The 23443-nt window shown below is 46.8% G+C and carries 22 protein-coding genes; 9 read left to right on the top strand and 13 right to left on the bottom strand.

All coding sequences use genetic code 11. The annotated features are described in order from the left end of the window. A partial coding sequence (locus tag NC994_RS23095; RefSeq protein ID WP_190431707.1) for a DUF4157 domain-containing protein occupies nucleotides 1-1428 on the top strand: 1428 nt, incomplete at its 5' end. Between the two features lie 1310 nt (nucleotides 1429-2738). Here the strand turns inward: NC994_RS23095 and NC994_RS23090 are convergent. The 3 genes from NC994_RS23090 to NC994_RS23080 all read right to left on the bottom strand — a co-directional run bounded on the left by NC994_RS23090 (nucleotide 2739) and on the right by NC994_RS23080 (nucleotide 5043). Next, nucleotides 2739-3362, bottom strand: a complete 624-nt coding sequence (locus tag NC994_RS23090) for a hypothetical protein (protein WP_190431703.1) — start codon at nucleotides 3360-3362, stop codon at nucleotides 2739-2741. Nucleotides 3363-3484: 122 nt separating this feature from the next. Then, on the bottom strand, nucleotides 3485-4213 hold the full coding sequence (locus NC994_RS23085) for a cadmium resistance transporter (RefSeq protein ID WP_190431702.1): 729 nt from the start codon (nucleotides 4211-4213) through the stop codon (nucleotides 3485-3487). A gap of 233 nt (nucleotides 4214-4446) precedes the next feature. After that, nucleotides 4447-5043 carry a DUF1003 domain-containing protein gene (locus NC994_RS23080; RefSeq protein WP_190431700.1) on the bottom strand — a complete coding sequence of 199 codons (597 nt, stop codon included), beginning with the start codon at nucleotides 5041-5043 and terminating at the stop codon, nucleotides 4447-4449. 442 nt (nucleotides 5044-5485) lie between these two features. Between NC994_RS23080 and NC994_RS23075 the strand changes: the two genes are divergently transcribed. From NC994_RS23075 to NC994_RS23065, 3 genes are all read left to right on the top strand, one after another. After that, nucleotides 5486-6097: a hypothetical protein gene (locus tag NC994_RS23075; RefSeq protein WP_190431697.1), complete on the top strand. Its 612-nt coding sequence runs from the start codon at nucleotides 5486-5488 to the stop codon at nucleotides 6095-6097. 121 nt (nucleotides 6098-6218) lie between these two features. Continuing rightward, entirely contained in the window at nucleotides 6219-6491 is a 273-nt protein-coding gene (locus NC994_RS23070; protein WP_190410448.1) for a hypothetical protein, read from the top strand. A gap of 618 nt (nucleotides 6492-7109) precedes the next feature. After that, entirely contained in the window at nucleotides 7110-8870 is a 1761-nt protein-coding gene (locus NC994_RS23065) for a phospholipid carrier-dependent glycosyltransferase (RefSeq protein ID WP_190431694.1), read from the top strand. A gap of 3 nt (nucleotides 8871-8873) precedes the next feature. On the opposite strand, the gene NC994_RS23060 is transcribed toward NC994_RS23065, so the two are convergent. After that, complete coding sequence (locus NC994_RS23060; RefSeq protein WP_190410450.1) at nucleotides 8874-9485, bottom strand: DUF3318 domain-containing protein; 612 nt, start codon at nucleotides 9483-9485, stop codon at nucleotides 8874-8876. A 148-nt stretch (nucleotides 9486-9633) separates the two neighbouring features. Continuing rightward, the gene (locus tag NC994_RS23055) at nucleotides 9634-11361 is read right to left on the bottom strand and encodes a nucleoside transporter C-terminal domain-containing protein (protein ID WP_190431713.1); all 1728 of its coding nucleotides are present in this window, start codon (nucleotides 11359-11361) and stop codon (nucleotides 9634-9636) included. Nucleotides 11362-11645: 284 nt separating this feature from the next. Between NC994_RS23055 and NC994_RS23050 the strand changes: the two genes are divergently transcribed. The 3 genes from NC994_RS23050 to NC994_RS23040 all read left to right on the top strand — a co-directional run bounded on the left by NC994_RS23050 (nucleotide 11646) and on the right by NC994_RS23040 (nucleotide 13649). Then, nucleotides 11646-11909 (top strand): hypothetical protein, encoded by a 264-nt coding sequence (locus tag NC994_RS23050; protein ID WP_190431685.1) that lies wholly within the window; start codon nucleotides 11646-11648, stop codon nucleotides 11907-11909. A gap of 258 nt (nucleotides 11910-12167) precedes the next feature. After that, entirely contained in the window at nucleotides 12168-12689 is a 522-nt protein-coding gene (locus NC994_RS23045; protein ID WP_206753509.1) for a thermonuclease family protein, read from the top strand. 183 nt (nucleotides 12690-12872) lie between these two features. Next, nucleotides 12873-13649 carry a DUF1350 family protein gene (locus tag NC994_RS23040; RefSeq protein ID WP_190428694.1) on the top strand — a complete coding sequence of 259 codons (777 nt, stop codon included), beginning with the start codon at nucleotides 12873-12875 and terminating at the stop codon, nucleotides 13647-13649. 267 nt (nucleotides 13650-13916) lie between these two features. Here NC994_RS23040 and NC994_RS23035 read toward each other — a convergent pair whose 3' ends face one another. From NC994_RS23035 to NC994_RS23015, 5 genes are all read right to left on the bottom strand, one after another. After that, entirely contained in the window at nucleotides 13917-14405 is a 489-nt protein-coding gene (locus NC994_RS23035; RefSeq protein WP_190431681.1) for a hypothetical protein, read from the bottom strand. Between the two features lie 60 nt (nucleotides 14406-14465). Further along, nucleotides 14466-15008, bottom strand: coding sequence for a Dps family protein (locus NC994_RS23030; RefSeq protein WP_190410457.1), 543 nt, complete (start codon nucleotides 15006-15008; stop codon nucleotides 14466-14468). 131 nt (nucleotides 15009-15139) lie between these two features. After that, nucleotides 15140-15808, bottom strand: coding sequence for a nucleotide exchange factor GrpE (gene grpE, locus NC994_RS23025; protein WP_347276924.1), 669 nt, complete (start codon nucleotides 15806-15808; stop codon nucleotides 15140-15142). Nucleotides 15809-15899: 91 nt separating this feature from the next. After that, nucleotides 15900-16451, bottom strand: coding sequence for a DNA starvation/stationary phase protection protein Dps (gene dps / locus NC994_RS23020; RefSeq protein ID WP_190410458.1), 552 nt, complete (start codon nucleotides 16449-16451; stop codon nucleotides 15900-15902). Nucleotides 16452-16600: 149 nt separating this feature from the next. Further along, nucleotides 16601-16864 carry a sulfiredoxin gene (locus NC994_RS23015; protein ID WP_190410890.1) on the bottom strand — a complete coding sequence of 88 codons (264 nt, stop codon included), beginning with the start codon at nucleotides 16862-16864 and terminating at the stop codon, nucleotides 16601-16603. A gap of 299 nt (nucleotides 16865-17163) precedes the next feature. Here NC994_RS23015 and NC994_RS23010 point away from each other — a divergent pair, with 299 nt between their 5' ends. Then, nucleotides 17164-18780, top strand: a complete 1617-nt coding sequence (locus tag NC994_RS23010) for a SpoIID/LytB domain-containing protein (RefSeq protein ID WP_242030491.1) — start codon at nucleotides 17164-17166, stop codon at nucleotides 18778-18780. 240 nt (nucleotides 18781-19020) lie between these two features. Here the strand turns inward: NC994_RS23010 and NC994_RS23005 are convergent, their stop codons facing one another. After that, entirely contained in the window at nucleotides 19021-19317 is a 297-nt protein-coding gene (locus NC994_RS23005; protein ID WP_190410460.1) for a ferredoxin, read from the bottom strand. A 433-nt stretch (nucleotides 19318-19750) separates the two neighbouring features. Here NC994_RS23005 and NC994_RS23000 point away from each other — a divergent pair, with 433 nt between their 5' ends. Then, a complete protein-coding gene (locus NC994_RS23000; RefSeq protein ID WP_348225625.1) occupies nucleotides 19751-20740 on the top strand; it encodes a Gfo/Idh/MocA family oxidoreductase in 990 nt (329 codons plus the stop codon). Between the two features lie 126 nt (nucleotides 20741-20866). Here the strand turns inward: NC994_RS23000 and NC994_RS22995 are convergent, their stop codons facing one another. Both NC994_RS22995 and NC994_RS22990 read right to left on the bottom strand, forming a co-directional pair. Continuing rightward, the gene (locus NC994_RS22995) at nucleotides 20867-21820 is read right to left on the bottom strand and encodes a glycosyltransferase family 2 protein (protein WP_190431674.1); all 954 of its coding nucleotides are present in this window, start codon (nucleotides 21818-21820) and stop codon (nucleotides 20867-20869) included. A gap of 259 nt (nucleotides 21821-22079) precedes the next feature. Next, nucleotides 22080-23393, bottom strand: coding sequence for a pentapeptide repeat-containing protein (locus NC994_RS22990; protein WP_190410463.1), 1314 nt, complete (start codon nucleotides 23391-23393; stop codon nucleotides 22080-22082). Between the last annotated feature and the right edge of the window lie 50 nt (nucleotides 23394-23443).

Here is a 23443-nt window from a genome sequence, read left to right as displayed (position 1 = left end):
ATGTCTGCCTCACCGGATCTCGAAGCAACCATCCAACAGGCACGAGGAAGCGGACAGCCACTGGCGCAGAGTATTCGCGAACCGATGGAGCAGGCGTTTGGGGCTGACTTCAGTGGGGTGAAGATTCATACGGATGCTCAATCTAACCAGATGAATCGCTCAATCCAGGCAAAGGCATTTACGACTGGGCAAGATATTTTCTTCCGGGAGGGAGCGTACGAACCGGGAAGCCGGGGTGGGCAAGAGTTGATCGCCCATGAACTTACTCACGTTGTTCAGCAGAATGATAGTCAAGATGGCTGTTACCAGATAAACCGAACTGTTTATATTGGGAGTAGGGCAAAGTCAGTTCGCGATCAGGATATAAATGCCGAGGTTCAACAGCGCGGTCAAACATATGGTTGGAGCAAGGAAGAAACAAAGAAAGTAGCATCCGCATTAAAGTCGGAAAATGGAAACACACAAAAAGTATATCAGTACGACACATGGCTCGATGCCATAGAAGACAAACAATGGAAAGGAGATAAGAACGCAGAAGGCAGCGAAGTGCGTGAGCATACATTCCATTTTGGAAATACTTTGAAGAATGTTTTAGAAAGAATAAAGGATATTGTAGAGAACGGTTTTAATTCAGCATTTGCAGCTATGGAAGGTGGTTTCCTAACGTCTGCATGGAATACCTTGAGTGGAATAGGGGAGAACCTATCAGAAATTGCTCTGGGTCTTGCTCCAGGAGTGTACAGCATCCTTGCAGGACTAAAGAAGTTATTTGACTTAAAGAAAATTGGAAGGCTTTATAACGCATTAAAGGTTGCAGGCGCGCAAGAATTAGCAGGAAAGGTAGATCAAAAGGTAAATCGACGTTGGTGGGATACTCTGGTAGCTGGTATTCAAAAGATTACTAAGGGTGCGCTCAAAATAGCAGCATTGTTTACTGGCCCGCTTGCAGGTGGATTTATTGCCGCAGCAGATATTGGCGATGCCATCATGCAAATTGGGAAATACTTATACAGAGGAGGCAAGGCGATATATAAGAAGCTAAAAGGCACAAAGGGACAAAACCGAACTTTCAATGCACGCCGGTTACTCTTGCAGGGGTTAGCTGGAAAAGCCTGGGCTCTCGATGTTTTGATTGCAATGGATTGGAGAGGCAGCGGAGTGGTTGGGCGATTATCTGGATGGTATGAGAAACTTAATCCACTAACATCCAAAAATATGGCTAAAAATCCAGAATTACTAGCGTTCAATAACGCAATGAAATCTGCGGCTGAAAATGCGACAAGTAGTGCAAACAATCCAGAAGCGTTTAACTCGGCACGAATCGACTTTCAGTTAAGGCTAGATCAGTTATATGGAAAATCTGACGATAGTAATTTTAGAGCCGCAATTATAGAAAATGTTGCTTATCAACTTCGTTCATTTGCATAGCGCGAGCGCCCATTTCAGTAAACTGGTTTAATAGTGTAGCAATCTCAGTTTGGTTGAAAGCGATCGGGGATGAAAATAGGGGGTAGTGCCGTTTAGGAAAAGGCATAGAAAAAAGAGGGAGAGACAAGAGAGAAGTAGATGTGCTTGACTTGATTTCACCAATAGAGCTCTTGCGGAAAAAAGGAAAGTGTTTTAAATCAAGCAGGAGAAGCTAATATTATGAACATTTTAAATGTTGTACAAAAAAGCAATAGAGCTTTCTCGCTCTCACTCCAAACGGCTATACAGGTATCAAACCCGATACATTCTGGAAAATCGTAGAAGTGGTGCGAAACGCTAAGGATGGAAGCCGTGGAAGCCGTGCTACGTTATCAATACCCGACAAAATTCTGGTGACTTTACAGGATTGGCGAGAGTACAGAACGTATTTTTACATAGCTATTGATGGGATAATTCATGAAGCGACAGCCTATCGGACAGTGAAGCGAATTGAAGATATTTTGAGCAAAGCGGAAGAATTTCATTTACCTGGCTCTTCGCCAGTTGCAACAATCATCTTCAGAAATTGAAGTAATTATTGTGGATGTAACGGAAACAGAAGTTGAACAACCCCAAAAAACCAGAAAAGCTACTATAGCGGGAAACAAAAGTGCCATACATTGAAAACGCAATTTATAATTAATCAAACCAATAAATCCGTGATTTGTACGAAGTTTGCCAAAGGAAGTCAGCATGATTTCAGAATATTTAATAACAGTAGAGTCACGGTAATCGAAAGAATACAGGTTTTAGGCGACAAGGGATATCAGGGTATTGGGCTTTACCATACCAATAGCTATATTCCCCATAAAAAGTCGAAAAATAGTCAATTAACGAAGCAACAAAAGCACCAAAATAAAGAACAATATCGGCTAAGAGTTCGAGTGAAAAATGTGATTCTGCATCTCAAGGTTTTCCGAATTTTATCAAGTCGGTACCGGGACAGAAGAAAGCGGTTTGGCTTACGAGTCAACCTAATAGCTGGTCTCTATAATTATGAGTTGAAATTCGCTGCATCATCCTAATTTCGTAAGAGGTCTATTAGTCCTGAGTAATTCGTCCTGAGTCCATCTATGGCTCTTGACCCATAACTCTTAACCGATAATCAAAAGGCGATCGCCCTTAACGCGATCGCCTTTTTTTTATCCCTTGCTTACTAAACTTTCCCTGACTATAGAAAAAGCCTCTAGCGTCCAATCAAACGTGTACAGCCATAATCGAGAGTTGCAGGGTTACTTCCTGTTCGGATGATACTCAAACTCCAATGAGAACTAATCAATAATTTGTGGACTGGGAGTTTGGGCGTTGACATCGGCCTGAGACAAGTTAGGAATCGTCCAATTTGTCTCACCTGCTTTGAACACATGAGCAGGAGCCAGATTCAATTCAATTGCACCCGTTGCACGATTTGTTCTCACAATTGATTGAGTTCCGTCCACAAACTTGGCTCCAATGGGTTCGGTTAATGCTTGTGCTTGAGCATTGGGGCCGAGAACCACTTGAGTTCCCGCAGGTAGATAATATCCATCGCAATCCCAATCATCATCCGTTTCCTCACCCGCAGCCAGGTAATAGAGTTGTGTCGGAGACTTCTTCGGCTTGTTGGCATAGACAGCCACTGTGCCAGGGGTTTCGTTATGGCACTGCGCCCGCTTTCGAGCCGTTTCCATCACGTACTTCTGCTGTTGCAACTGGCTGAGCGTTTGCTGATAGGTTTCGGGCGTGTAACCCGCTTGATCTGGATTATCCTTGGCTTGTAGTAATTGATTGATGGCTTGCGTTACTTCCGCGTAATCCGTTCCTTTCGTGAAGTCTTTACCTGCCCATGAGGGAGGAGCAATCATGAGGTTGACCAGAAGCACGAGCGCGACGAGAGCAATTTTGATAAATTTCATGGAATTCTCCTTACTTTGAGATAACTGAACATTCCAACTAAAAATGTGATTCAAAAGTTGAAAACTATCTTAAGCCAGGTGTGCAAGAAAGAAATATCAGTTTAAAACCGCACACCGTTTGTCTACTTCAGAACTTTCAAAACTGGTGCTTGGGCTTGTAGCGTTTGATTAATTGTGGTTCCTAGTTTTAACAGGTAAAGACCACTAATTACGAGCGTCAGTACTGCCAATCCTGGATTTTCTAAAGTGCCGCTATCAAATAGAATTAACACCCCTAAGCTAATCAGAACAAAAGGGACTAGATGGTTGCCGTAACGAGTCAGATTATCTGCGATCGCAGGAATTTGGGTTAATTTGTAAGAGGCAAGACACCACACACCCACCAGCGAGAAAAATACTCCTAGAATGATGACTAGATTTTCCCAGGTGCAGCTTGCAAACAGCGGCATATAGATTCCAATGTTATCGCCGCCATTCGCAAAAGTTACCGCTGCTACGCTATACGCCTGGGGTGAGATGAAACTGCTAAACCAGGCTGGTTGAGCTGGCGTTTCGTCTGAGTCAGCATCATCTTCTGTATTAGAATTCACTAAGCGGCTGATGCCGATCGCAATCGGAACCAATCCTAACATTCCAATACAGGGACGCGGCAACAACAAACTGCCAAAGAAACTGGGAAGGCTGGCGAGAACGAGGGCGGCAAAGCCAAGATACTGTCCGGCAATGATGTGGCGTTTGCGAAAGAGGGCATTAACCTGGGAAAAGAACAGCATCAGAATCAAAATGTCATCCAGGTTAGTTGCTGTGAAGGCGGTAAAGCCGGTTGAAATTGCCGCGAAAAGTCCGTTCATGTTCAGTTCATGCTCCAAATTCTGTTGTGTCTATCCGAACTTTTGGCGCGACGCTGTAGCAATCCTGTTGGGATTGTGAGAGATGTTTTGAAGAGAATACGTCTCACAACGAAGCTCAAAACCTACGGATGACGAAAGGATTAATAAATAAGCCACGAGAATCGTAAAGGCATCATTTTTAGCATTTCTAGCTAGTCGTTGACCGTTAGTTTGAGCTAAATTATTGAAAATGTTTAGGAAGCCTGTTTTCTGGAGTGGCTATTGAGAACAGCCACCGTTGCAATCTTGTTGGAGTGATGCTCCAACTCATTCAAGTCTTGAGCCGGTACGAACACAACCTTGACTTCGCTCGCTGCTTGGTGTTGTTGCTTGATTAATACAGTTAGCTCGTCTAGTTTCTTGGCATAGTCAGCATCCAGCTTTTCGTGGATCAGTTCGAGGTTTTGAGCGGCTTGTAACGTGATCTGGTAGTTGTGATTCGCACTTTCCCGATCTTCTTCTGATTGGCGGTTCTGGCTCATCAAAACGACCGGAGCGGTATAAGCAGAGGCAAAGGAGAACACCAGGTTCAACATCATGAAGGGAGACTCATCCCAGTGAGGCAGTCCCGGTATCAGGTTGCAACCTACCCATCCAGCAAGAACGGTTGATTGTCCAATCAGAAACGCCCAAGAACCTACTTTAGTTGCCATTTTGTCTGCCACCTTTTGCCCAAACGTTAAGGGCTTCTTCATAGGTGGTTGAATCTTTGAAAATTGTGGTTGTTTCAGAACGACAGGGGCTTGTTGCGATTCGTTGATACCGGGTTGACTGGATTGAGTGGAGTTCATGCTGTTACCTCTTGCAACTTCAAATTCGTTTAATGCTTTGATGAGTGCGCTTAGGGGTTTTTTGTATTTGTGCTGCACTTGCTATAGTTTCACTGTATGGCGCTTAAAGTATAAGAGCAAATACTCTTTCTTGTTGAATTAATAAATTGAAGTGATTGACCTAGGCTAAGCGTTATGAATTCGACTTTTCCAACCCTGGTTGTTACCCAGAACAGCGTTGGTGCAAATTGCTGGTAATTTCAGTAATGCCAGTTCCTCAATCAATTGAGTTTATCGATTCAACAAAAAAGAGTGTTTGCTTTTATAAATTGTGATTACGTAGGATGAATTTATGCTTCTGCAATAGATTCTTGCCAAACTGGATCGCCAGTCTGGATAGCCAGTCTGGACAAAAGACACAAGAACATTGAGAAAGCCTTTCTGGTTGTCACAAGAGAAAAACATGAAGAATCTTTTCAAAATTGCGCTCGCCCTAGTGATATTTGTGGTGAACCTAGCGATCGCCCAACCCTCTCTGGCAGATCGACCCAAAGTATCCAAAAATCCTGACTATATTCAGGTGACAAAAACGCTGAACGGTTTATCAGCACTCCAGGAAAGCCAGGATATCCCTCCAGAAGTGCAACAGCGAATTGACGAATTGACCTTGCAAAAAGCCGCAATCGAGTCGGGTGTCACCTGGGGACAATGCAGGAACGAAACCGGGAACACCATCGGCATCTTTGGTCCCGCCTCTGAGGAATCGAAGACTGGCGATAACAATCTCTACTTTCTAGCAGACGGTGAGACAACTCCTGAAGGCTGGGATTGCCAGGGAATTTATTTACCGAGTGGTATTAACGTTGCAGGCATTGAGTCAACACCTGCCACTTATACAATTCTGGATGGTACCCGTTTAATCGCCCGCCGAAATCCTGATACCTCTGCGCTTGAGTTTAACGTTCCACCACTCAAGTCTTCCCAAGAGAATAAGCTGGCAGTTCCTAACGTATCGCAGGAATTTATTGAATCTCGCATTCCTAGTACGTTCACAGCCGTAGAAATTGACGATTAATGGGATGCGTACAAGTGGGTTGACGCAATGATTTAACAAATTGGCTTGCAAGCTCATTGAGTCAACTCACCGTACAAAAGAATGGAAAGTTATTGTTACTCACTCATTAGCATTTTGGATTATGGATTCTTTAATTGGGTCAGTAGATTCGCAGATTGTATTAGTAGTTGCAGCGATCGCCGTGTCCCTCTTGCTGGTTACGCTGCTGATTAGAATCTTAAAAGCTGGTTTCGGGTTGATTTTGACGATTTTGGTGCTGGTGGCGGGATTGCAGTACGTTTTTGGCATTACCCCCGGACAGTTGTGGGGTGAGATCGGGAATTTGCCCCAAGATGCGATCCAACTGGTGAAAAACCTCGATTGGAATTCTCTGATATCAAGCTTTAATAGCTGAAGGCAGCATTCAATCACTTCTAATTATTCATCTGACAAGAAAGTTTATTTGTTTTTATGAGGCAATCCTCATAAAGTGAAATTAACTTATTCGCCGTAAATCCCCCACGAAGTTGGAAGCGCCACCATACCGCTTGCGGTTGGTGGTGGGTAGTTCACGCATCAAAGGCTCGTGATATTGACGAAGATACCTATGAACCGTCCGATCGCTGGGTAATGCTCTTCAGTTTGGCTGTCTTACTCTTGGGGACAGGTATCATCTACTACGTTTTTACGGCTCCTGTGCAACTGATAGCCGGTGCTATGTTTGAGTAATGTTTTACTACGGCAATGATTTGCCAAGCGGATAGGAGAGGATGTCCTTTTCGAGTGTCTCTTCAGATTACTAAGCTGTCGTGCATTCAGACTGCGAGCAGAGCCTCCGGGACGCAGTCCCCTGAGAGCGAGAAAGCGTCGCCAATCGAGTTTATCCGCTCATGCAGCAACCTGATTGTGTACTACGTCAACAGATTAGCAACGTTTGTTCAATGGGATCTTACACGGCTTAACGCGAGTGCCATTTAAGCTAGGGATGATAGTTAGCGATTGCGCTTAACTAAGTATCATTCACCATTGACTAATGATTAATAACTGGCTGCTGCTTTTAGTGTGGATAGGAGTTGGGACTGGCTTGCGCTTGCTGAATTTGGCTGGCAAGTCGCCTTGGACGGATGAATTTTCGACGCTGGTTTTCAGCCTGGGCAATAGTTTTCGCGGCGTTCCCCTAGATCGAGCGATCGCACTCGATACTCTCCTGCAACCCCTGCAACCAAACCCAGCAGCAGGAATCAACGATGTCATTCATCACTTAGTCACTGAAAGTAACCATCCCCCGCTCTACTTTGTGCTAACTCACCTATGGTTGAAACTATTTCCACCGGATGGGGGATTGGTTTCGCTGTGGGGGGCGCGATCGCTTGCTGCCCTTTTCGGTGTTGTTTCTATCCCTGCAATGTACGCATTCGGCTGGTTTGCGTTTCGTTCTCGGTTAGTAGGGCACCTGGCGGCGGCGATGATGGCGATTTCGCCCTACGGCATCTTTCTAGCGCAGGAAGCCCGTCATTACACTTTGGCAATTTTGTGGGCGATCGCTTCCCTTTCCTGTCTGGTGGTTGCCGCACGACACCTGCAACGTCAGGCACCGCTGCCCGTTTGGCTGGTACTACTCTGGGTAGGGGTTAATACATTAGGAATTTCCAGTCATTATTTTTTCGTTTTAACTTTGGGTGCCCAAGCGCTGGCGTTGATTGTCCTTTTGTGGCAACAAAAACGGACTCAAAATAATTTTAAATTTCCCACTATCAAGTCCTCAATCCCATTGCTGGCAGTTGCGGCTGGGACACTAGCGGGGGGATTAGTGTGGGTGCCAGTATTCTTGCAGAACAGTTATGGGGGCAAGCTAACCGAATGGATTCAAGGCGATCGCGTCGGTTTTGCTTGGCTTAGCCCTATATTTCAAGCGATCGCGGCTTGGATTACGATGATCGTCCTACTTCCGGTAGAGTCACCCGATTTAGTCGTGGTGATTCTTTCTGGGGCTGTGATGATTGTTTTCTTTCTTTGGGCGCTACCCATCCTCTATCGAAGCTTGAAATTTCAGCGGCAAGAGGCGGATTTGACAACCCAACTCTTTGAGGGTTTTATTTGGAGTGCGATCGCGCTATTTTTTGTCTTTACCTACATCCTCGGAATTGATTTAACTCGCGGGGCAAGGTATAACTTCGTCTATTTTCCCGCTGTAATTGTTATCGTAGGAGCCAGTCTTGCCGTCTGCTGGAACGCTGTGAACGCTGAAGAAACTGCTTTAAAACAGTCAAGTCCAGTCAGCACCAATCCCGGCTCAAAAACCAAAGGTAAAATCAACCCTTTTATTAAAATATCTGGTCAAAAAGCTGTGGCGCTCATTTGGCTCATGGGACTTTTGAGCGGGCTAACAGTCGCCTGCAATTTGGGTTATCAGAAATACTATCGCCCCGATCTCTTAGTGCCACCGATTATAGAGTTGCAAGATTCCCCATCTTCATCTGTGCAAGTGCCAATTCTAATTGCCACAACTCACAAAACCCATGTACAAAATGGGGAAATGATGGGAATCGCGTGGGAACTCAAACAGCAAGCGGTACAGCCAAGGGAAATCCAATTTCTCCTAGCGCATCAAGACCAAAATCCTCAAACTTCAACAGCGGCGCTGCAAAAAACTTTGGCGACTTTACCGCGCCCTCTAGATGTTTTGCTGGTAAATTTCCACGCACCCATAGAGTTAGATAAATGTGTTACGAATGCCAATTTTCCTTCAGTGGATGGCTACGAAACCAAGCTTTATTACTGTCGAGATCGCTAAAGCTTAACTGCTTTTTTTGACGCTTTCTGGAACGCTCAGCGATGACAAACCCGCGATCGCTCTTAAATTTTGAGAGCGAATTAACTCTGTAAAATTTAAACTAGAGCGACCTTCGATTTTACCGACGGCTTCAATTGCGGATAACAATTGCTGGGCAGCTTCAGCTTCCGTGTAGCCCCGCCGAATTGCTACCTTAATTGCCGATTCATCCGCATCCAGTTCAGACTGAGAACTGCGAGTATTTCGCCAAATCTGAGTCGCTGCCAGTCCGCTCAATCCGCTAGCCACGACAACACCCACAGCATCTCCTTGGACAAGCTGCACGATTGCTCCGATTGCTCCAGCCGCCACCACACCTTGATAAAGGTCGGGTTTAAACCACTTGATCCCAGTCAGCCAAGCAACTGTGCGTAAAATCAGCAAATCTCGCTGCGGCTGAGACAAGCGACGCCATAAATCAAAATTGATATAAATCGGTCGATCTTGTGCCCAAGGCAGCGGAAATGGGCTATTAATCACCTGCTGTTGCTCCGGTTTGCTAACCACTTTTGTCAGCATTCGACCAGATGCAGGCATGACATCTAATAAGCGGCGAATTTCAGGCTCTGGATTCATCTTGGATGACTTGGGGCAACTATGGTAAAGACGCGATCGCTCCCCTCTACTCACTGAAAACTATTCTAAGGAATGTGGATGAAATAACTGGTAAAAGTAGGGATATGCCCCTACCCAGGAAGTTGAAATAAATCCACAATCCTCAGTTTTAGGGGGAGGGAGACGGAACGGCTGAAGCCGTAGGCTTGGGTTTAGGAGCTTGCTGAGTGGGCGGAGTGGTAGCTCTAGGCGTCGCCTTGGGTGTTGTTGTCGCTCTGGGTGTCGCCGGTGGTTTTGTGGCGGGCGCTTGCAGGCGAGTTGCGGGTGAGGGCGCTAGGGCTGGACTGACAGGTGTTGACGTTGGTTCGGGTGAAATCGTCGTAGCTGGTAAAGGCGTTATCGCTGGGTTAACGGGTGTTGACGTTGGTACAGGGGAAACTGTCGTACCGGGAGCAGGAGACACCGTTGGGCTAGCAGCCGGAGCGGTGATAGAAGCAGGAGTGCCCTGTACACCCAAAATACTGGGATCTCCAGTGTCAAATATGCCAGCTAGACAGGCAATCATCATTGTCGCCAGCGTGCCAGCAAATAGCGCTTTCCAACCGAGTTCGGAGATATCTTTGCGCCGCGAGGGAATGAGGGCAATGGTGCCACCCACAAAAATTCCGACCGAAGCTAGATGGGCAAATCCGGAGAGGGCATAACTGACAATTAACACCGTGCGATCGCTTACAGTTCCGGCTTGGGCGGCTTCTGCTAACGCTTGATAGGGAGGAATTGCAGTTTCGAGGAGTCGTCGCCCAATAATCACAGAAGCCGTCCAAGATTCGCTAAAAGGGACGCCGGTTAAGATTGTTAGGGGATAAAACAAGACTCCTTGAATATTTGCTAAAGTGACAACTTTGAATAAGTCACCGACTGCTCCGGGTAAACCGCCCAACCAACCAAAAAATTGATTCACTAAAGAAACTAAACCCAAGATTAAGATCAGCACGGCAGCGATCGCTACTGCCATCTTCACCCCATCTAAAGAGCCGACAATCGCCGCATCTAAGGGGCTAACTCGCTCAATGGGTTCTCCAGCGACTGTTTCCTGTTTGTACGTCCCTTCCTTCTCGACTTCCTCAAACTCATTTTGCTCATATTCCTTGGCTGTTTTCTCGCTAGGAATGCCGCCCAGCGTCAGCGGTGTTCCGGTTTCTGGCACTAAAATTTTTGAGATCACAAAACAGGCGGGGATAGCCATAATCGACGCCGATACTAAGTGTCCCAGAATGTTCGGAAAGACAGGTCTGAGGAAACTGACGTAAATTGCTAGGGTTGAAGAGGCAGCCGTACCAAAACAACACGCTAGAATCGCGCACAGTTCCGAACGGGTCATTTTTGGCAGATAAGGCTTAACGACAATCGCCGCCTCAATGCCCACAAAAATATTCGCGGCACCGCTGAGCGCTTCCGCTCCGCTCAGGCGCATCGTCCAATAAAATAATTTGGCAAATAGCTCGGTGATGACTTGAATGACGCCGATGTTGTAGAGGAGCGCCATCAGTCCGGAGAAAAAGATTACTGTTGGTAAGGCGCGAAAAGCAAAAATATAGCCAAGATTGATTGGTGGATCTTGACCGGGGATGGGGACAATATTTCTCCCAAAGACAAACCGCGCCCCAGTGTCAGCAGCGACAAACACCGCGTCTAGTAAGGTCGTAAACCGCTCCAGTGCGATTCGCGTGGGGGGAAACTTGAACACCAAAAAAGCCAAGACTAATTGCAACCCGATGCCCCAGATAATGACGCGCCAAGGGATAATTCGCTTGTGTTCGGAAAAGAGCCACGCGATCGCGCATAAACCAAAAAGGCCGAAAAAGGAGATAAGGTTGAGATAAAAAGGATGAGACATGGGCTGAATCCTTATTTCTTGAGAGAGTGCTTCCCAGTTTGCCGTCCCCTGCAAATGAGCGCGTTTTTCGGCTTTATCCCCGCCTGGAGAAGGATGACACGGGACACCCAAGACAATACCTGAAAATGAGGCGCTTCAGTACTACTACAGCTTTAAAATAAGCACAGAAGCCTGTATCTTATTCAAACTTAAGAATTCCTAAACACAAGGAAACAACTTAGCTAGAGCAGTCCCAGCTTGAAGAATGCTGCTCTTGGGCAGTTAACTACCCGCAAATTCAATACATGGAAGCTTTTGACTCAGTTCCTCCCAAATGGATCGAATCTGCTACTCACGCCCGCGAGTTTTGCTGTCCTAACTGTCGGGCTTCCTCCAGGGAAGCGCAACAGGTTTGGCTCAACCGGCGATCGCCCGTAATGACAGAAGATTATCGCCGAAAATGGCAGGAGTTTTATCAGTGCCAGTGCGGTAGTGTCTGGTGGGCATGGAGTAACGATCGCCCTCCCTCTGATTTATTAAAGCGCGAGCCTCCAACGATTGACGAGTGATGCTTTATAGAAGTAAAGCGCGACTCCCTACGGGATAGCTACTCTACCCTTCGGGAACCCCTTCGAGGAACGAGAACGCTACGCGAACGTTTCACGCATTTCCTCTGGTTGAGCGCCTTAGCGAAGCGAAGCCGTTAGGCTGATCGCACGATTGTGTCAGCCGTAGACAAAAGAGCGATTGCGCTACCGCGCAGCCTTCGGATCGCATATCGGAAACTTAGAAATTACGTCTTTTACAAGGCGTTCACAACAACTGCCATGAATCTATCAATGTTTGCAAAAATCCTGCCTGCTGCTGTGTTAACGATTGTCTTTGCCTCTTTGAGCGGCAATAGCTTAGCCCAAAACGCCTCATTTCAAGTAGTAAGTGCTAGAGATGGAGATGATGTAACGGTAAGCCAAGGCAGCAAACAGTTCAGAATTCGGCTAGCTTGTATTGATGCGCCTGAAAGAGAGCAGAAACCGTGGGGCGATCGATCGGCTAATCGCCTCAAGCAGCTTCTAGTCCCTGGTCAGAGCGTGCGGCTAAGGGTGGTGAATACAGACAAGTCGGGGCGAACTGTGGCGGAAGTTTACCGAGGCAATCAGTCGGTAAACCTTCAAATGGTGAAAGAAGGTCAAGCCGTTGTCTACCCGCAACATTTAAACAATTGCCCTGCTACCAAAAACCAATATCTGCAAGCACAGGCAGCAGCTAAAAAGCAACGTCTGGGTTTTTGGAATCAAGCTCAACCGATGATGCCGTGGGATTTCCGCCGCACTCAGGGTAGTCGCGGTTAGTAGAGCGGTAAGGAAGAGAACGAATATACTTTGAGCCTTCGCAAAAAGCGCTGGGTAAGCAAAGGCGATCGCATTCTCTTTTTGTCAGCGCGTTAGCGAAGTAAAGCCGTTAGGCTTATCGCTCCCCACCTCCGGCAAGCAAGCTTTAAGATGAAGAAGTATTAACAACGCGAATATCGCTTCATGGACTGGAAAGAAATATCCGGTAATTGGGTGTTAATTCCCCAACATCCTGTAGGAATTGTGCATTTTCTTGGGGGCGCATTTGTGGCGGCTGCACCCCACGTCACTTATCGCTGGTTATTAGAACAACTGGGGAATCAAGGGTATGCGGTGATTGCGACGCCGTTTGTGAATACGCTGGATCATAGCGCGATCGCAGGCAACGTCCTCCTGAGCTTCGATAGCGCCATCGAACAATTACGGGCAAAAGCGTTATTGCGGCGGCGATATCTCCCAATCTACGGACTTGGGCACAGCATGGGTTGCAAACTGCATTTACTCATTGGTAGTCTTTTTTCAGTGGAACGTGCGGGTAATATCCTGATTTCCTTTAATAACTACACCGCCAGCGAAGCCATCCCATTTGTGCAGCAGTTTAATTTCAGCCCAGCTTTTAATGTCGAGTTTACACCTTCGCCGGTAGAAACTAACAAGTTGATCGCTGATAAATACAGTATTCCGCGAAATTTACTGATTAAATTTTCTAACGATACGCTTGACCAATCAACTGGCTTAACTGAGGTTTTGCAAAAGCGATTTTCGGGGATGGTAGCAATGCAAATGTTACCAGGAAGTCATATTACACCGCTTGGTCAAGATGTCAATTGGCAAGCGGGAAAGGACTTCACACCGTTTGATGCTGTTGGTCAATGGGTGAAGCAAGAAATTTTATACAAAGAGCTGAATTTGTTGAAAAGAGAAATTCTCCGCTGGTTACAGCCTTTCTCTCCTACTTAACAATTACTTGAATATTTAGTAGCAGCAATGGTGTAACTGCTGCGTGTAGGCTAAACAAGGCAAGAAAGAAAGCTCGTGTTATAGCAGTCCTAAAGGATTTCTAAAGGCAAGATCCCCGGCTTCGAGAGAGAATTAGGGTATCTGACATTGCTGGCATCTCATCACTCAAATAGGATTGCTATTAGCAAAGCACAATAATAGATTGTGCTTTTCTTTCTTGATGAGCATCAACTAGCTGCGAAAGTCCTACTAATTTTATTGTTTACTTCAGCAACGCGGCGGCCCATCATCGTAGGAAATTAAATTATCTCCTGACTCAAGAATAAACTTAACTTGGTGGTCTGTAGCAACATGAAACCACCAACTGTGTTTAAGTTCCCCTCTTTTATACGGGCTGTCCCACTTACAAACAAATATTATGTTTTCCCCTCCCACAGGTAAGTGAACGGAGGAATTGCTTTTTTGGGAAAAGATTCTATTCTTTAATTTTTGAACTAGAGTGACCGAATCGTTTTGTTGTTTAGCAGCTTCGCCTTCAAAGGTAATAGTGAGCAGCGTTATCTTAGGGTAGCACTCAGTTGGAATGCAAACACCGCCTACATACTGTAAAGTTAAAATATTTTCCGAACCAGGGGAATTAGGCCATTCTTGAACACACCCATTTTGATTCTGATAAATTCGTGGTGGTGATGGTAGCAAATTAGCTACTTGTTTAGCTAATTTAATTGCTTCAGTAGGACTCAGTTCTGGCTGCATAAAAAAACTTGAGGAGGTAGAACTTAATCTACCTCCTCAGTGTCTACTTTGCCGAATGAATTACTTCATGTTGACGGGAACTTTCAAACCTTCTGCTGAGAGTCTGCCGTCTGGCTGAATGGATTCACCTTCGATGAAGGAACGCAACATCCAAGCCATTTGCTCATGTTGTTCCATCAAGCCGGTGAGGAAATCAGCGGTACCTTGATCGTGGAAGTTATCACCGCACTGATCGATGTGTTCGCGCAGGTTGCGGATAACCAGTTCGTGATCTGACACGAGGTTTTCTACCATGTGAAATGCGTTGGGAAGAGTACCCGGATCTTCTTTAATAGAAGCGTACTTCAGGAAGCCTTCCGCAGTTCCTACGGGATAACCACCCAAGGCGCGAACTCGCTCAGCGATCGCATCAATGCTTTCCGTCAACGCGGTGTAGTGTTCTTCCCATAGCTGGTGCAGGGAACGGAACTGAGGACCAACTACATCCCAGTGGTACTTTTTGGTTTTGATCAATAGCAGGTAGGCATCCGACAGATCTTTATTTAATAAATCCGTCACGCCTTGACGCTGCTCTTCTGTTAAACCTATGTTTAAAGGACGCATAATTGTTATGTTCTCCAGCGATAATCACTGTTACTAGTGCAACAAATCTATACAGGGGATTCATCAGCCAAAGGGGAGATTAGTCGAGCGCTTGATATTGCGTGGGTTTGAACGTAGTCAGATGGGTAGGCTCAAGCTTTGGAGATAGCACTGACTTTGACGCGGTGCAGCAGTTTCTCTCCTTGGCGGTAGCCGAGATTACTGACTTTCACAATTTCTCCAGGTTGAGCAGTTCCTTTAATGAGTTGATGGAACTGCGGATCGTAAGGGAGTTCTGCACCGACAGATGAGATCGCTTCCACTCCCCATTGAGAAAGCATCTGTTGCACAGGTCGGACTAATGGCAGCAATTTCACCGCTTCCATCTGGGGATTCTCTAAAGCTCTGGCGGCTGCGGTAGGCCAATACAACAAAAAAGATTCTAAAACTTGCAGACTCGACATCTGGAATTCCTGCATTAAAGTTTCTCGCTGCTGTTCTAAGAGCGATCGCAGCCGCTGATACTCTTGCTGTAAAGACGCCAACTCAGGCTCCCGATTTATCTGCTCTCCCAGCGCTGGCGGTTTCCTATCCCCAAAGGCGGTCAGTAACTCGCTTACTGACACTTTCAACGCTTGGGAGAGCTTGATCAGGGTTTCTACTCGCATCTGCGAAACTTGTCCTAGTCGCAGTCGCTTGACTTGTCGTTCCGAAACTCCAGCTTGCCGACTCAAAGCTTTATAACTAGAAATCCCCGCCAGTTGCATGAGTTGCTGCAACTGGCGGGCAAATTGCTGTACAGAATCTGGTTCGTTTACCACGTTTGCTTTTTCAGTTCACCCCGCAGGTGCGTTTTAATTATTGAAAGCTCCTAGGGGCACACAACTCGCTGTGCGCCCCTACTGTCAGTAATTAATGTTTACTGGCAACTGCTTGTCTTGTGCCAACAGAGGTTAGGGTTCCAGTTTGCAGATGCGCTTCTAAGAACCACAACCGCTTATCGATCGCGCGAGACACTTCTGTGTAAAGGTCTGCGGTATCAGCATCGCCTAAATCGGCTGAAGCATCAATATTTTGGCGCAGCGACTTGGCATAAGGTGCAAAGCGTTCCGCCAAAGCGATAATGTGGTCTTTGCCGTCGATGATATCGATCGGATACTCTGGCAAAATAGAGGCAGCTACCGCCATCCGAGCCGTTCCCATCGCCATCCCTCCTAGAGCGGTGACTCTTTCGGCAAACAGATCGGTGAATTCTTCCAACTCAGTAGCAACCTCATCAAAAAGTTGGTGTAACTGGTAGAAGTCCATCCCTTTAACATTCCAGTGCGCCTGCTTTACCTGAGTTTTTAGGTCAAGGGTGGTTGCTACGGTTTGGTTCAGAAGCTCGATTACCTTAGAGCGAGTTTCTGCGGCGATGTCAATGCTAGTCGGGTAGAGACGTTGATGATGATTGATACTACTCATATGCCTTGATCCTTTTAGATGGAAGTGTATAGAAAAGCACAGACTTTTGTAGATTATCTTTGCACGCTTAGGACAAGATAAACTGCGATCGAGGATACTAATTCGCAGTACAGGCTGAATTTTGAGCTGGAAAGCTTGTTTTTGAATACTCAAGCTAAATGCATTCTCAGAACAGAGCGCGGTGCGCGGCGAATCCGGCAAGAAATTGTTTCTTGACCTAAGCGCTGACAAGCTTCAAATCGATGACAGCCGGAAAAACCATAGTATTCTCCATCTACTTCCAGCACGTCGATGGGTTCTTGCTGACCGATTTCTTGAATGGATTCCATCAAAGCCGCTACTTTGGCTTGGTCAGTTTGTCGCGGCAGAGGACGATGAATCTTTTGCAGGGGTATTTCTTGCACCCTTACCATAGGACGAGTAGCTGTCTCCATCTGTTGTTTCTTCCTAAATCATACTCGGAATGACTTCGACTTGACAACTGGATACTTTAAATTAAGCTGAAGATTGTCGTTCATCCCCGATCTATTCGTCCTGGCGTCTATCACAATAGATGGAACAACTAGCTGCGTAGGTTGAGACAAAATATAGAGTCAGCTTTGAAGAAAAATCTTCTATCCTCAGATAGTCCATGCAAAAAAAGGGATGTACCTTGAGGCAGAATTTGGTAAAAACCAAATCGCAAAGTCGGAAATTCACTCGTCCGGCTGGGATGGGAAAACGTTTAGGTCACTGGTCCCGCACCATTTTGACGGTGTTTGGGCTGATAGGACTCACAGCGGCGTCTGGACCGGCACCCAGTAGCAATGATGTGGAACTGAAAGTGGGGGTTGTGCAGCGATTTGGTGAGGAACCCGACCAAATGACGTTGCAGGCAACATCGGGCGATCGCTTGATGTTGCGCTTTAATACAGGCGATCGCCAACAAACCCTGCAAACCACCAGTGCCAAGCTAGAAGTGACCATGCAACCTCTACCAGCACCTGCTTTAGAGGAACGGCTTGTCCTGGGCATTTATCGGAGTTTTGAGATGGCGGAAGACAGTGCCAAAGCGTGGCAAGCCAAGGGAATTGAGGTTGAGGTAGCGCAGCCGGAACGCTGGCAGGTGTGGGCAAAACGCGATGTTTATAAAACGCCTTTAGTGCGCCGCTGGCTGTTGCAGAACCTTCAAGCTCAAGGCGATCGCGCTGCGTATTTGGAGACGGAAGTGGTGCAGAAAGTGCCCAAAGCGTCTCTCGTGGTGAATGGTTTTCGGTACGATCGCGACCAGATAGAGATTATCCCTGGCAAAAACCCGATCCAGGTGACAAAAGGCAAAAACTCGAAAAATAGCGTTCTCTACGCTGGCTCGTTGCGGCTGCAACCCAACGCTTACGGCACTTACACCCTGGTCAATCAAGTACCCTTAGAAATTTATCTGCGGGGCGTCGTACCGCACGAACTGGATGGCGGTGCCCCCTATGCGGCGGCGGAAGCGCAGGCAATCATTGCTCGGACTTATGCACTGCGGAACTTACGGCGGTTTACAGTGGATGGGTACGAACTGTGTGCAGACACCCACTGCCAAGTTTACAAGGGTCTCACCGGCACTGTACCGACGACAGACAAAGCGATCGCGGCGACGAAAGGTCAAGTGCTAACTTACCAGAATGAACTGGTGGATGCCCTTTATTCCAGTACCAGCGGTGGCATCAGTGCGCCCTTTAATGATGTCTGGAATGGCCCAGATCGCCCGTATCTCCAAGCCGTGGTAGATTCATCTGGGACAATTTGGAACCCGCAGTTGTCTTTGGCTCAAGAACAAAATTTCCAGCGGTTTATCAGCCTGAAACAAGGATTTCACGAAACTGGCGGCAATTGGTTTCGCTGGAGTAAAGCCAGCAGTATCGCTCAGATTACCCAAGATTTGCAGCTTTATCTCAAGCGGACAAAGACTCCCCATACTCCCTTTAAAGCAATTAAGCAATTGCGGGTAGCAGAGCGATCGCCCTCCGGACGGATTATCCGACTGGCAGTGCAAACCGACACTGGCGTGGTTGAAATTCTCAAAGATGATATCCGCAGTGCCTTTCGACCACCCCGCAGCACCCTTTTCTACCTACAACCTATCTATGGCGCAGACAAAACCCTAAAAGGTTATGCCTTTACTGGGGGCGGATTGGGGCATGGCGTAGGCATGAGTCAAACCGGCGCATTCAATTTAGCGAAAGCGGGTTGGTCAAGTCAGCAGATTCTCAACTTCTACTATCCTGGTGCCCAAATTCAGCCTCTTAACCAGTCCATTACCTTCGGCCCGGATCAAAATACAAAAGCGTTGCCCAACTCCTGAAAACAATCAAGCAGGGACACTGGAAGAGTGTCCCTGCTAAAAAGCTTAGAAGTTGTCAGTTATTTGGCGGCGGGTTTAATCCAGATATCTGTAAATAGTCCATCCTATCGATCAACCCGCCCATACAAGTCAGTTGCTGGTTTGAAAAGACGCCAATAATAGCGCGTCTTTTACTGATATCCGTTGTACGTTGTTTTTTCTTGTCTGCGATCGCTGACAACCAACCACTGACTGGTTTTCTTAATAGAGTTCTTCTTCTTGGTGGGTCATGATGGTGCAATCCGACTTGGGATAAGCCACGCAAGTCAGGACATAGCCAGCTTCAATCTGATCGTCATCCAGGAAAGACTGGTCAGATTGATCGATATCACCCTCAGTCACTTTGCCAGCGCAGGTTGAACAAGCACCAGCGCGACAGGAGTAGGGCAGATCGAGACCTTGATCTTCTGCGGCGTCAAGAATATAGACGTCGCCTTCAACTTCAATCGTGGTGTCCAGCCCTTCGGCTTCGTTAATTAACCTTACTTTATAAGCCATGTAGCGTTCCTCTCAAGTAGTCGAAATGGCAGTAGTAATTCAGAGTAGAGCGACCTTCCTCGCTAGACTAAGCTCAGGTAAAGGTTTGCTTACTAGGTTCACTTCCTCTTTAGATACTACGGGAAAAACCAGAGCCTTCAACACGAGATCAATAGATGGTGTGAATGGTATTCGTAATAAACTTTTAAGATTCAATCCTAATTACTTATACTTATCAATGGAATGGTAGACCAGTGATACGATGTTTAGCTGACAATTCCTCGAGAACATCGAGATACCTTCTCCGGGGTAAATATATTAGCTGTAATTATAGAAAGAATTAATAACAACAATTAATCTTTAAATTCAGACAGATGAACTGAAAAATTTAGAGATTAATCACCGGATGATTTTTTACTGTTAGCAACAACACATTTTTAAAATGCCAACATCAGTGTCTCATCCTGCGTGGTCTGGCAAGCTCCCAATCGGTGTCGGGCTGGTGGGAACTGGATATGCAGCTAAACTCCGGGCGCAAACATTTCAATCCCAAGATAGAACCCAGCTAGTAGCCGTTGCCGGACATACCCCAGACAGCATAAAGGAATTTAGTCAAACCTACTCTTGCCAAGCCGTTTCATCTTGGGAAGATTTAGTGGGGCGCGAGGATATCGATTTGATCGTCATCTGCACGGTGAACCAGCAGCATGGAGCGATCGCGCGTGCCGCACTTGCAGCAGGCAAACACGTCATTGTCGAGTATCCCCTCTGCTTAGACGTTGCCGAGGCAGAAGCACTCATTGCCTTAGCACGCGATCGCAACCAACTCCTGCACATCGAGCATATAGAAATTCTGGGCGGTTTGCATCAAGCACTGCGGCAATCCTTACCCGAAATTGGAGAAGTCTTTTACGCCCGTTACAGCACCATCAATCCCCAGCACCCAGCACCCCAGCGCTGGACTTATCACCCAGAATTGTTTGGTTTTCCTCTGTGCGGTGCCCTCTCTCGCATCCATCGCCTAACTGATTTGTTTGGAACTGTTGCTACCGTTAGCTGTCAAGCACGGTATTGGGGCGAGGGGGCGTTCTACCAATCCTGTTTTTGCACAGCCCAGCTAAAGTTTACTAGCGGCGTGGTTGCAGAGGTGATTTATGGAAAAGGGGAAAATCTCTGGCAACCATCCCGAAGTTTTGAGGTTCACGGAGAACAGGGGGGATTAATTTTCGATGGAGATGAAGGCAAGCTAATCAAAGAGAACGAGACAACACCGATTGAAGTGGGAGGGCGTCGGGGTTTATTTGCCAAAGACACCAGCATGGTTTTAGACCACTTGATTGAAGGCACGCCGCTGTATGTTACCCCAGAGGCTAGCTTATACGCCCTCAAAGTTGCCGATGCCGCCCGTCGTTCAGCAGAAACTAGGCAGACAGTTTTAGTTTAAGCGCTGTTAGGGTAGTCAATTAACTTTGTGTTAAGGCACTTGGCAACGCCAGCTCAACTTGAAGCGGATCTCTGCCAGATTTTATGAAAATATTGATGTTATTAGCTTTAAAAAAGTTTCTAATTTCTACTTGCGACTCGCTACATTTTTGAAACCGGCGACTTCCGCTAAAGTGTACAGGGGTCTGCCTTTGACTTCTTCATAGATGCGCCCGACATATTCCCCCAAAATACCGATACTAACTAGTTGCACAGCACCGAGGAAGAAAATTGCAACCAGAATCAATGTAAATCCAGTAAGGGGTGAATTCGGGACAAAAATGCGCCAATACAGAACTAATATCGCCATCACCAGAGCGATCGCTGCCGCGAATAAGCCGACATAAGTAGATAGCCGCAGCGGTACTTTTGAGAAGGAGACTAATCCATTCACTGCCAAGGACAAAGATTTACTGAAAGTGTACTGCACCTCGCCAGCAAAGCGGGGGTGACGCTCGAAGTAGACGGCGGTTTGGGGAAAGCCGACCCAAGAACGCAGTCCCCGGATATAACGATTGCGCTCAGGCATCGAATTAAGGATATCTGCGACTTGTCGATCCATTAGACAGAAATCGCCTGTATCGGTAGGGATGTCTACATTTGCCAGACGCTTGAGAAGACGATAAAACACATAGGCGGTGAAGCGCTTGAACCAGCCTTCTTTGTGGCGTTTGATGCGCTGAGCATAGACGACTTGATAGCCTTGTTGCCATTTTTCCACCATGTCTGGAATTAATTCTGGGGGATCTTGTAAGTCGGCATCAAGGATAACAATTGCTTCACCCCGAACAAAATTAAGACCTGCGGTGACAGCAATCTGATGACCGAAATTGCGGGCAAGGCTCAGATAGCAAACTCGCGGATCTTTTTCATGCAATTCGCGCAGCATTTGCAAAGAGCGATCGCGACTGCCATCGTTGACTAAAATTAGCTCCGTTGGGGCATCTAGCCGCTCCATCACCGCACTCATCCGCCGATAAAGTTCGGGGATGCTTTTCTCTTCGTTATAGATGGGAATGATGAAGGAATATTTGGGGTTCATAATTAGCTGTTAACGATTCGCCAATAACTTTTAGTGAATCGCTGTCATTGGTCAAGTGTCATTACTTATTCGCTCTTCGTCAATCGCAAAGGACTGATGACTAAGTAGGATAACTGAATTTAATCCTGTCATTTTGTCGTTTGGATTGAGGGACAAAACCATACATTGATAAGGTTTGATGAGTAACGCTTAGTCGCCCTACTCATCCGGCAAATAATTAAGTCCCTCTATTTAATGACTAATCGCTAACAGCTACGAATTATCGTTCCAATTTGTTAGGAATGCCTTCGCAACCACCGGGAATTGTGGCTCTGGTTTTTTCGCCACCCCAAGCACAACAATATTGGCGCAGTTCTTCCGAGAGTCCCTCAACGTCGGTGAAGTCGGCATTTTCTACTACAGCGCCCGTATAAGCACCTGTTTTGTAGTTAGCGTAGGGAGGTTGAGTATGAGTGCGAGGGGTCGCAGTTTCCCCCGGACCATAGAACAAGCGGGTGGCTTTGAAATCGGCACCGGCAAGATTCGCTTCATACAAGATGGTGCGAGAGAAATTAGCCTTGACTAAATCGCAATTGCTTAAGTTAGCACCAACAAGATTGGCTTCGCTTAAGTCTGTGCGGCGCAAGTCGGTGCCAGACAAATCTGCCTTCGCTAACATGACTCCTAAGTCGATAACGCGCACGCCGTTGACGCGGTCTTCTGCATAGCCTCCCAGTCCGTCAAAGATAGCTCGACCTAGGCGGCGATCGCGTTCTAGGGGAGTTAGCAATTTAGAACTGGACAAGAACCGCAGAATTTTGGCTTTCCCGCTGGCGTCTACACTGCTCAAGATAGCGGCGGTACGCCCTTCGGCTAGTAACCGCTCTTGAGGCCAATCTTCGAGCAATCCTTCTTCATCTAATACTAGGTCGGAGATGCCCTGAAAATAAGTATCGATCGTCTGCTGCTGAGTAATCAGGTTTTGCTGAATGGTCAGGGAGTTTTGCTGAATGGTCAAGTCTCTGGAAATAATGTACTGTCGCCACGCCACGTATACGGCGATGACGGCAATGAAAATTTGCCCTACAGCTCCTGTCCATTCTGCCAGGGAACCGAGTTCATCCCATTTTTGCTGGTTCAACCACTTGCCGATGTTTTGGTTGATACCAGAAAACTTGAGCAAGCTGATGAGCGATAAGATTGTTCCGACGATGGCGACGATGACAGCTCGCTGTTTTGGCGGTAGCATCTCATCCAGCACGGGTTCCAAACCAAGCCATAGCATCCGCAGCGATACGACTAGCCCGACGATCGCTCCTGATATCCCGATCCAGAAGTTATTAATCGCTAACCCTAGGATGACTAAGGCGATCGCTATCAGGACGATGGGCGTTCCTTGCGGAACAACTGGATTCTTTTTGGACAGCACCAGCGATCGCGGCATGGTAGCCAAATGTTGCTCGTATTGGTTCCGTCCGGACGGTGTCAGCGATTGCATCTGCGACGGGCTGTTCACAGCAGGTCTGTTACCATTGCCACTATCTTGAGCGTTTGACGGTGAATTGGACTGGGAAGGATTAGGCTCTGTCGTCATTGTGTTAATTCGTCAAGCAGGCGCAGTAAACCCATGCTTTATGGTAGCGG

This window comes from Trichocoleus sp. AS-A1 (genome assembly GCF_039962015.1).
Taxonomy (GTDB): domain Bacteria; phylum Cyanobacteriota; class Cyanobacteriia; order Cyanobacteriales; family FACHB-T130; genus FACHB-T130.
The sequence above is the reverse complement of the archived record's forward strand: the minus strand, read 5'-3'. Positions and strand labels throughout refer to the sequence as shown.

Bases quoted from the DNA above. Each gene is read 5' to 3' on its own strand.
- NC994_RS23090 (WP_190431703.1), bottom strand. From the start codon at position 3,362: ATGAAATTTATCAAAATTGCTCTCGTCGCGCTCGTGCTTCTGGTCAAC.
- NC994_RS23085 (WP_190431702.1), bottom strand. From the start codon at position 4,213: ATGAACGGACTTTTCGCGGCAATTTCAACCGGCTTTACCGCCTTCACA.
- NC994_RS23080 (WP_190431700.1), bottom strand. From the start codon at position 5,043: ATGAACTCCACTCAATCCAGTCAACCCGGTATCAACGAATCGCAACAA.
- NC994_RS23075 (WP_190431697.1), top strand. From the start codon at position 5,486: ATGAAGAATCTTTTCAAAATTGCGCTCGCCCTAGTGATATTTGTGGTG.
- NC994_RS23070 (WP_190410448.1), top strand. From the start codon at position 6,219: ATGGATTCTTTAATTGGGTCAGTAGATTCGCAGATTGTATTAGTAGTT.
- NC994_RS23065 (WP_190431694.1), top strand. From the start codon at position 7,110: ATGATTAATAACTGGCTGCTGCTTTTAGTGTGGATAGGAGTTGGGACT.
- NC994_RS23060 (WP_190410450.1), bottom strand. From the start codon at position 9,485: ATGAATCCAGAGCCTGAAATTCGCCGCTTATTAGATGTCATGCCTGCA.
- NC994_RS23055 (WP_190431713.1), bottom strand. From the start codon at position 11,361: ATGTCTCATCCTTTTTATCTCAACCTTATCTCCTTTTTCGGCCTTTTT.
- NC994_RS23050 (WP_190431685.1), top strand. From the start codon at position 11,646: ATGGAAGCTTTTGACTCAGTTCCTCCCAAATGGATCGAATCTGCTACT.
- NC994_RS23045 (WP_206753509.1), top strand. From the start codon at position 12,168: ATGAATCTATCAATGTTTGCAAAAATCCTGCCTGCTGCTGTGTTAACG.
- NC994_RS23040 (WP_190428694.1), top strand. From the start codon at position 12,873: ATGGACTGGAAAGAAATATCCGGTAATTGGGTGTTAATTCCCCAACAT.
- NC994_RS23035 (WP_190431681.1), bottom strand. From the start codon at position 14,405: ATGCAGCCAGAACTGAGTCCTACTGAAGCAATTAAATTAGCTAAACAA.
- NC994_RS23030 (WP_190410457.1), bottom strand. From the start codon at position 15,008: ATGCGTCCTTTAAACATAGGTTTAACAGAAGAGCAGCGTCAAGGCGTG.
- dps (WP_190410458.1), bottom strand. From the start codon at position 16,451: ATGAGTAGTATCAATCATCATCAACGTCTCTACCCGACTAGCATTGAC.
- NC994_RS23015 (WP_190410890.1), bottom strand. From the start codon at position 16,864: ATGGTAAGGGTGCAAGAAATACCCCTGCAAAAGATTCATCGTCCTCTG.
- NC994_RS23010 (WP_242030491.1), top strand. From the start codon at position 17,164: ATGGGAAAACGTTTAGGTCACTGGTCCCGCACCATTTTGACGGTGTTT.
- NC994_RS23005 (WP_190410460.1), bottom strand. From the start codon at position 19,317: ATGGCTTATAAAGTAAGGTTAATTAACGAAGCCGAAGGGCTGGACACC.
- NC994_RS22995 (WP_190431674.1), bottom strand. From the start codon at position 21,820: ATGAACCCCAAATATTCCTTCATCATTCCCATCTATAACGAAGAGAAA.
- NC994_RS22990 (WP_190410463.1), bottom strand. From the start codon at position 23,393: ATGACGACAGAGCCTAATCCTTCCCAGTCCAATTCACCGTCAAACGCT.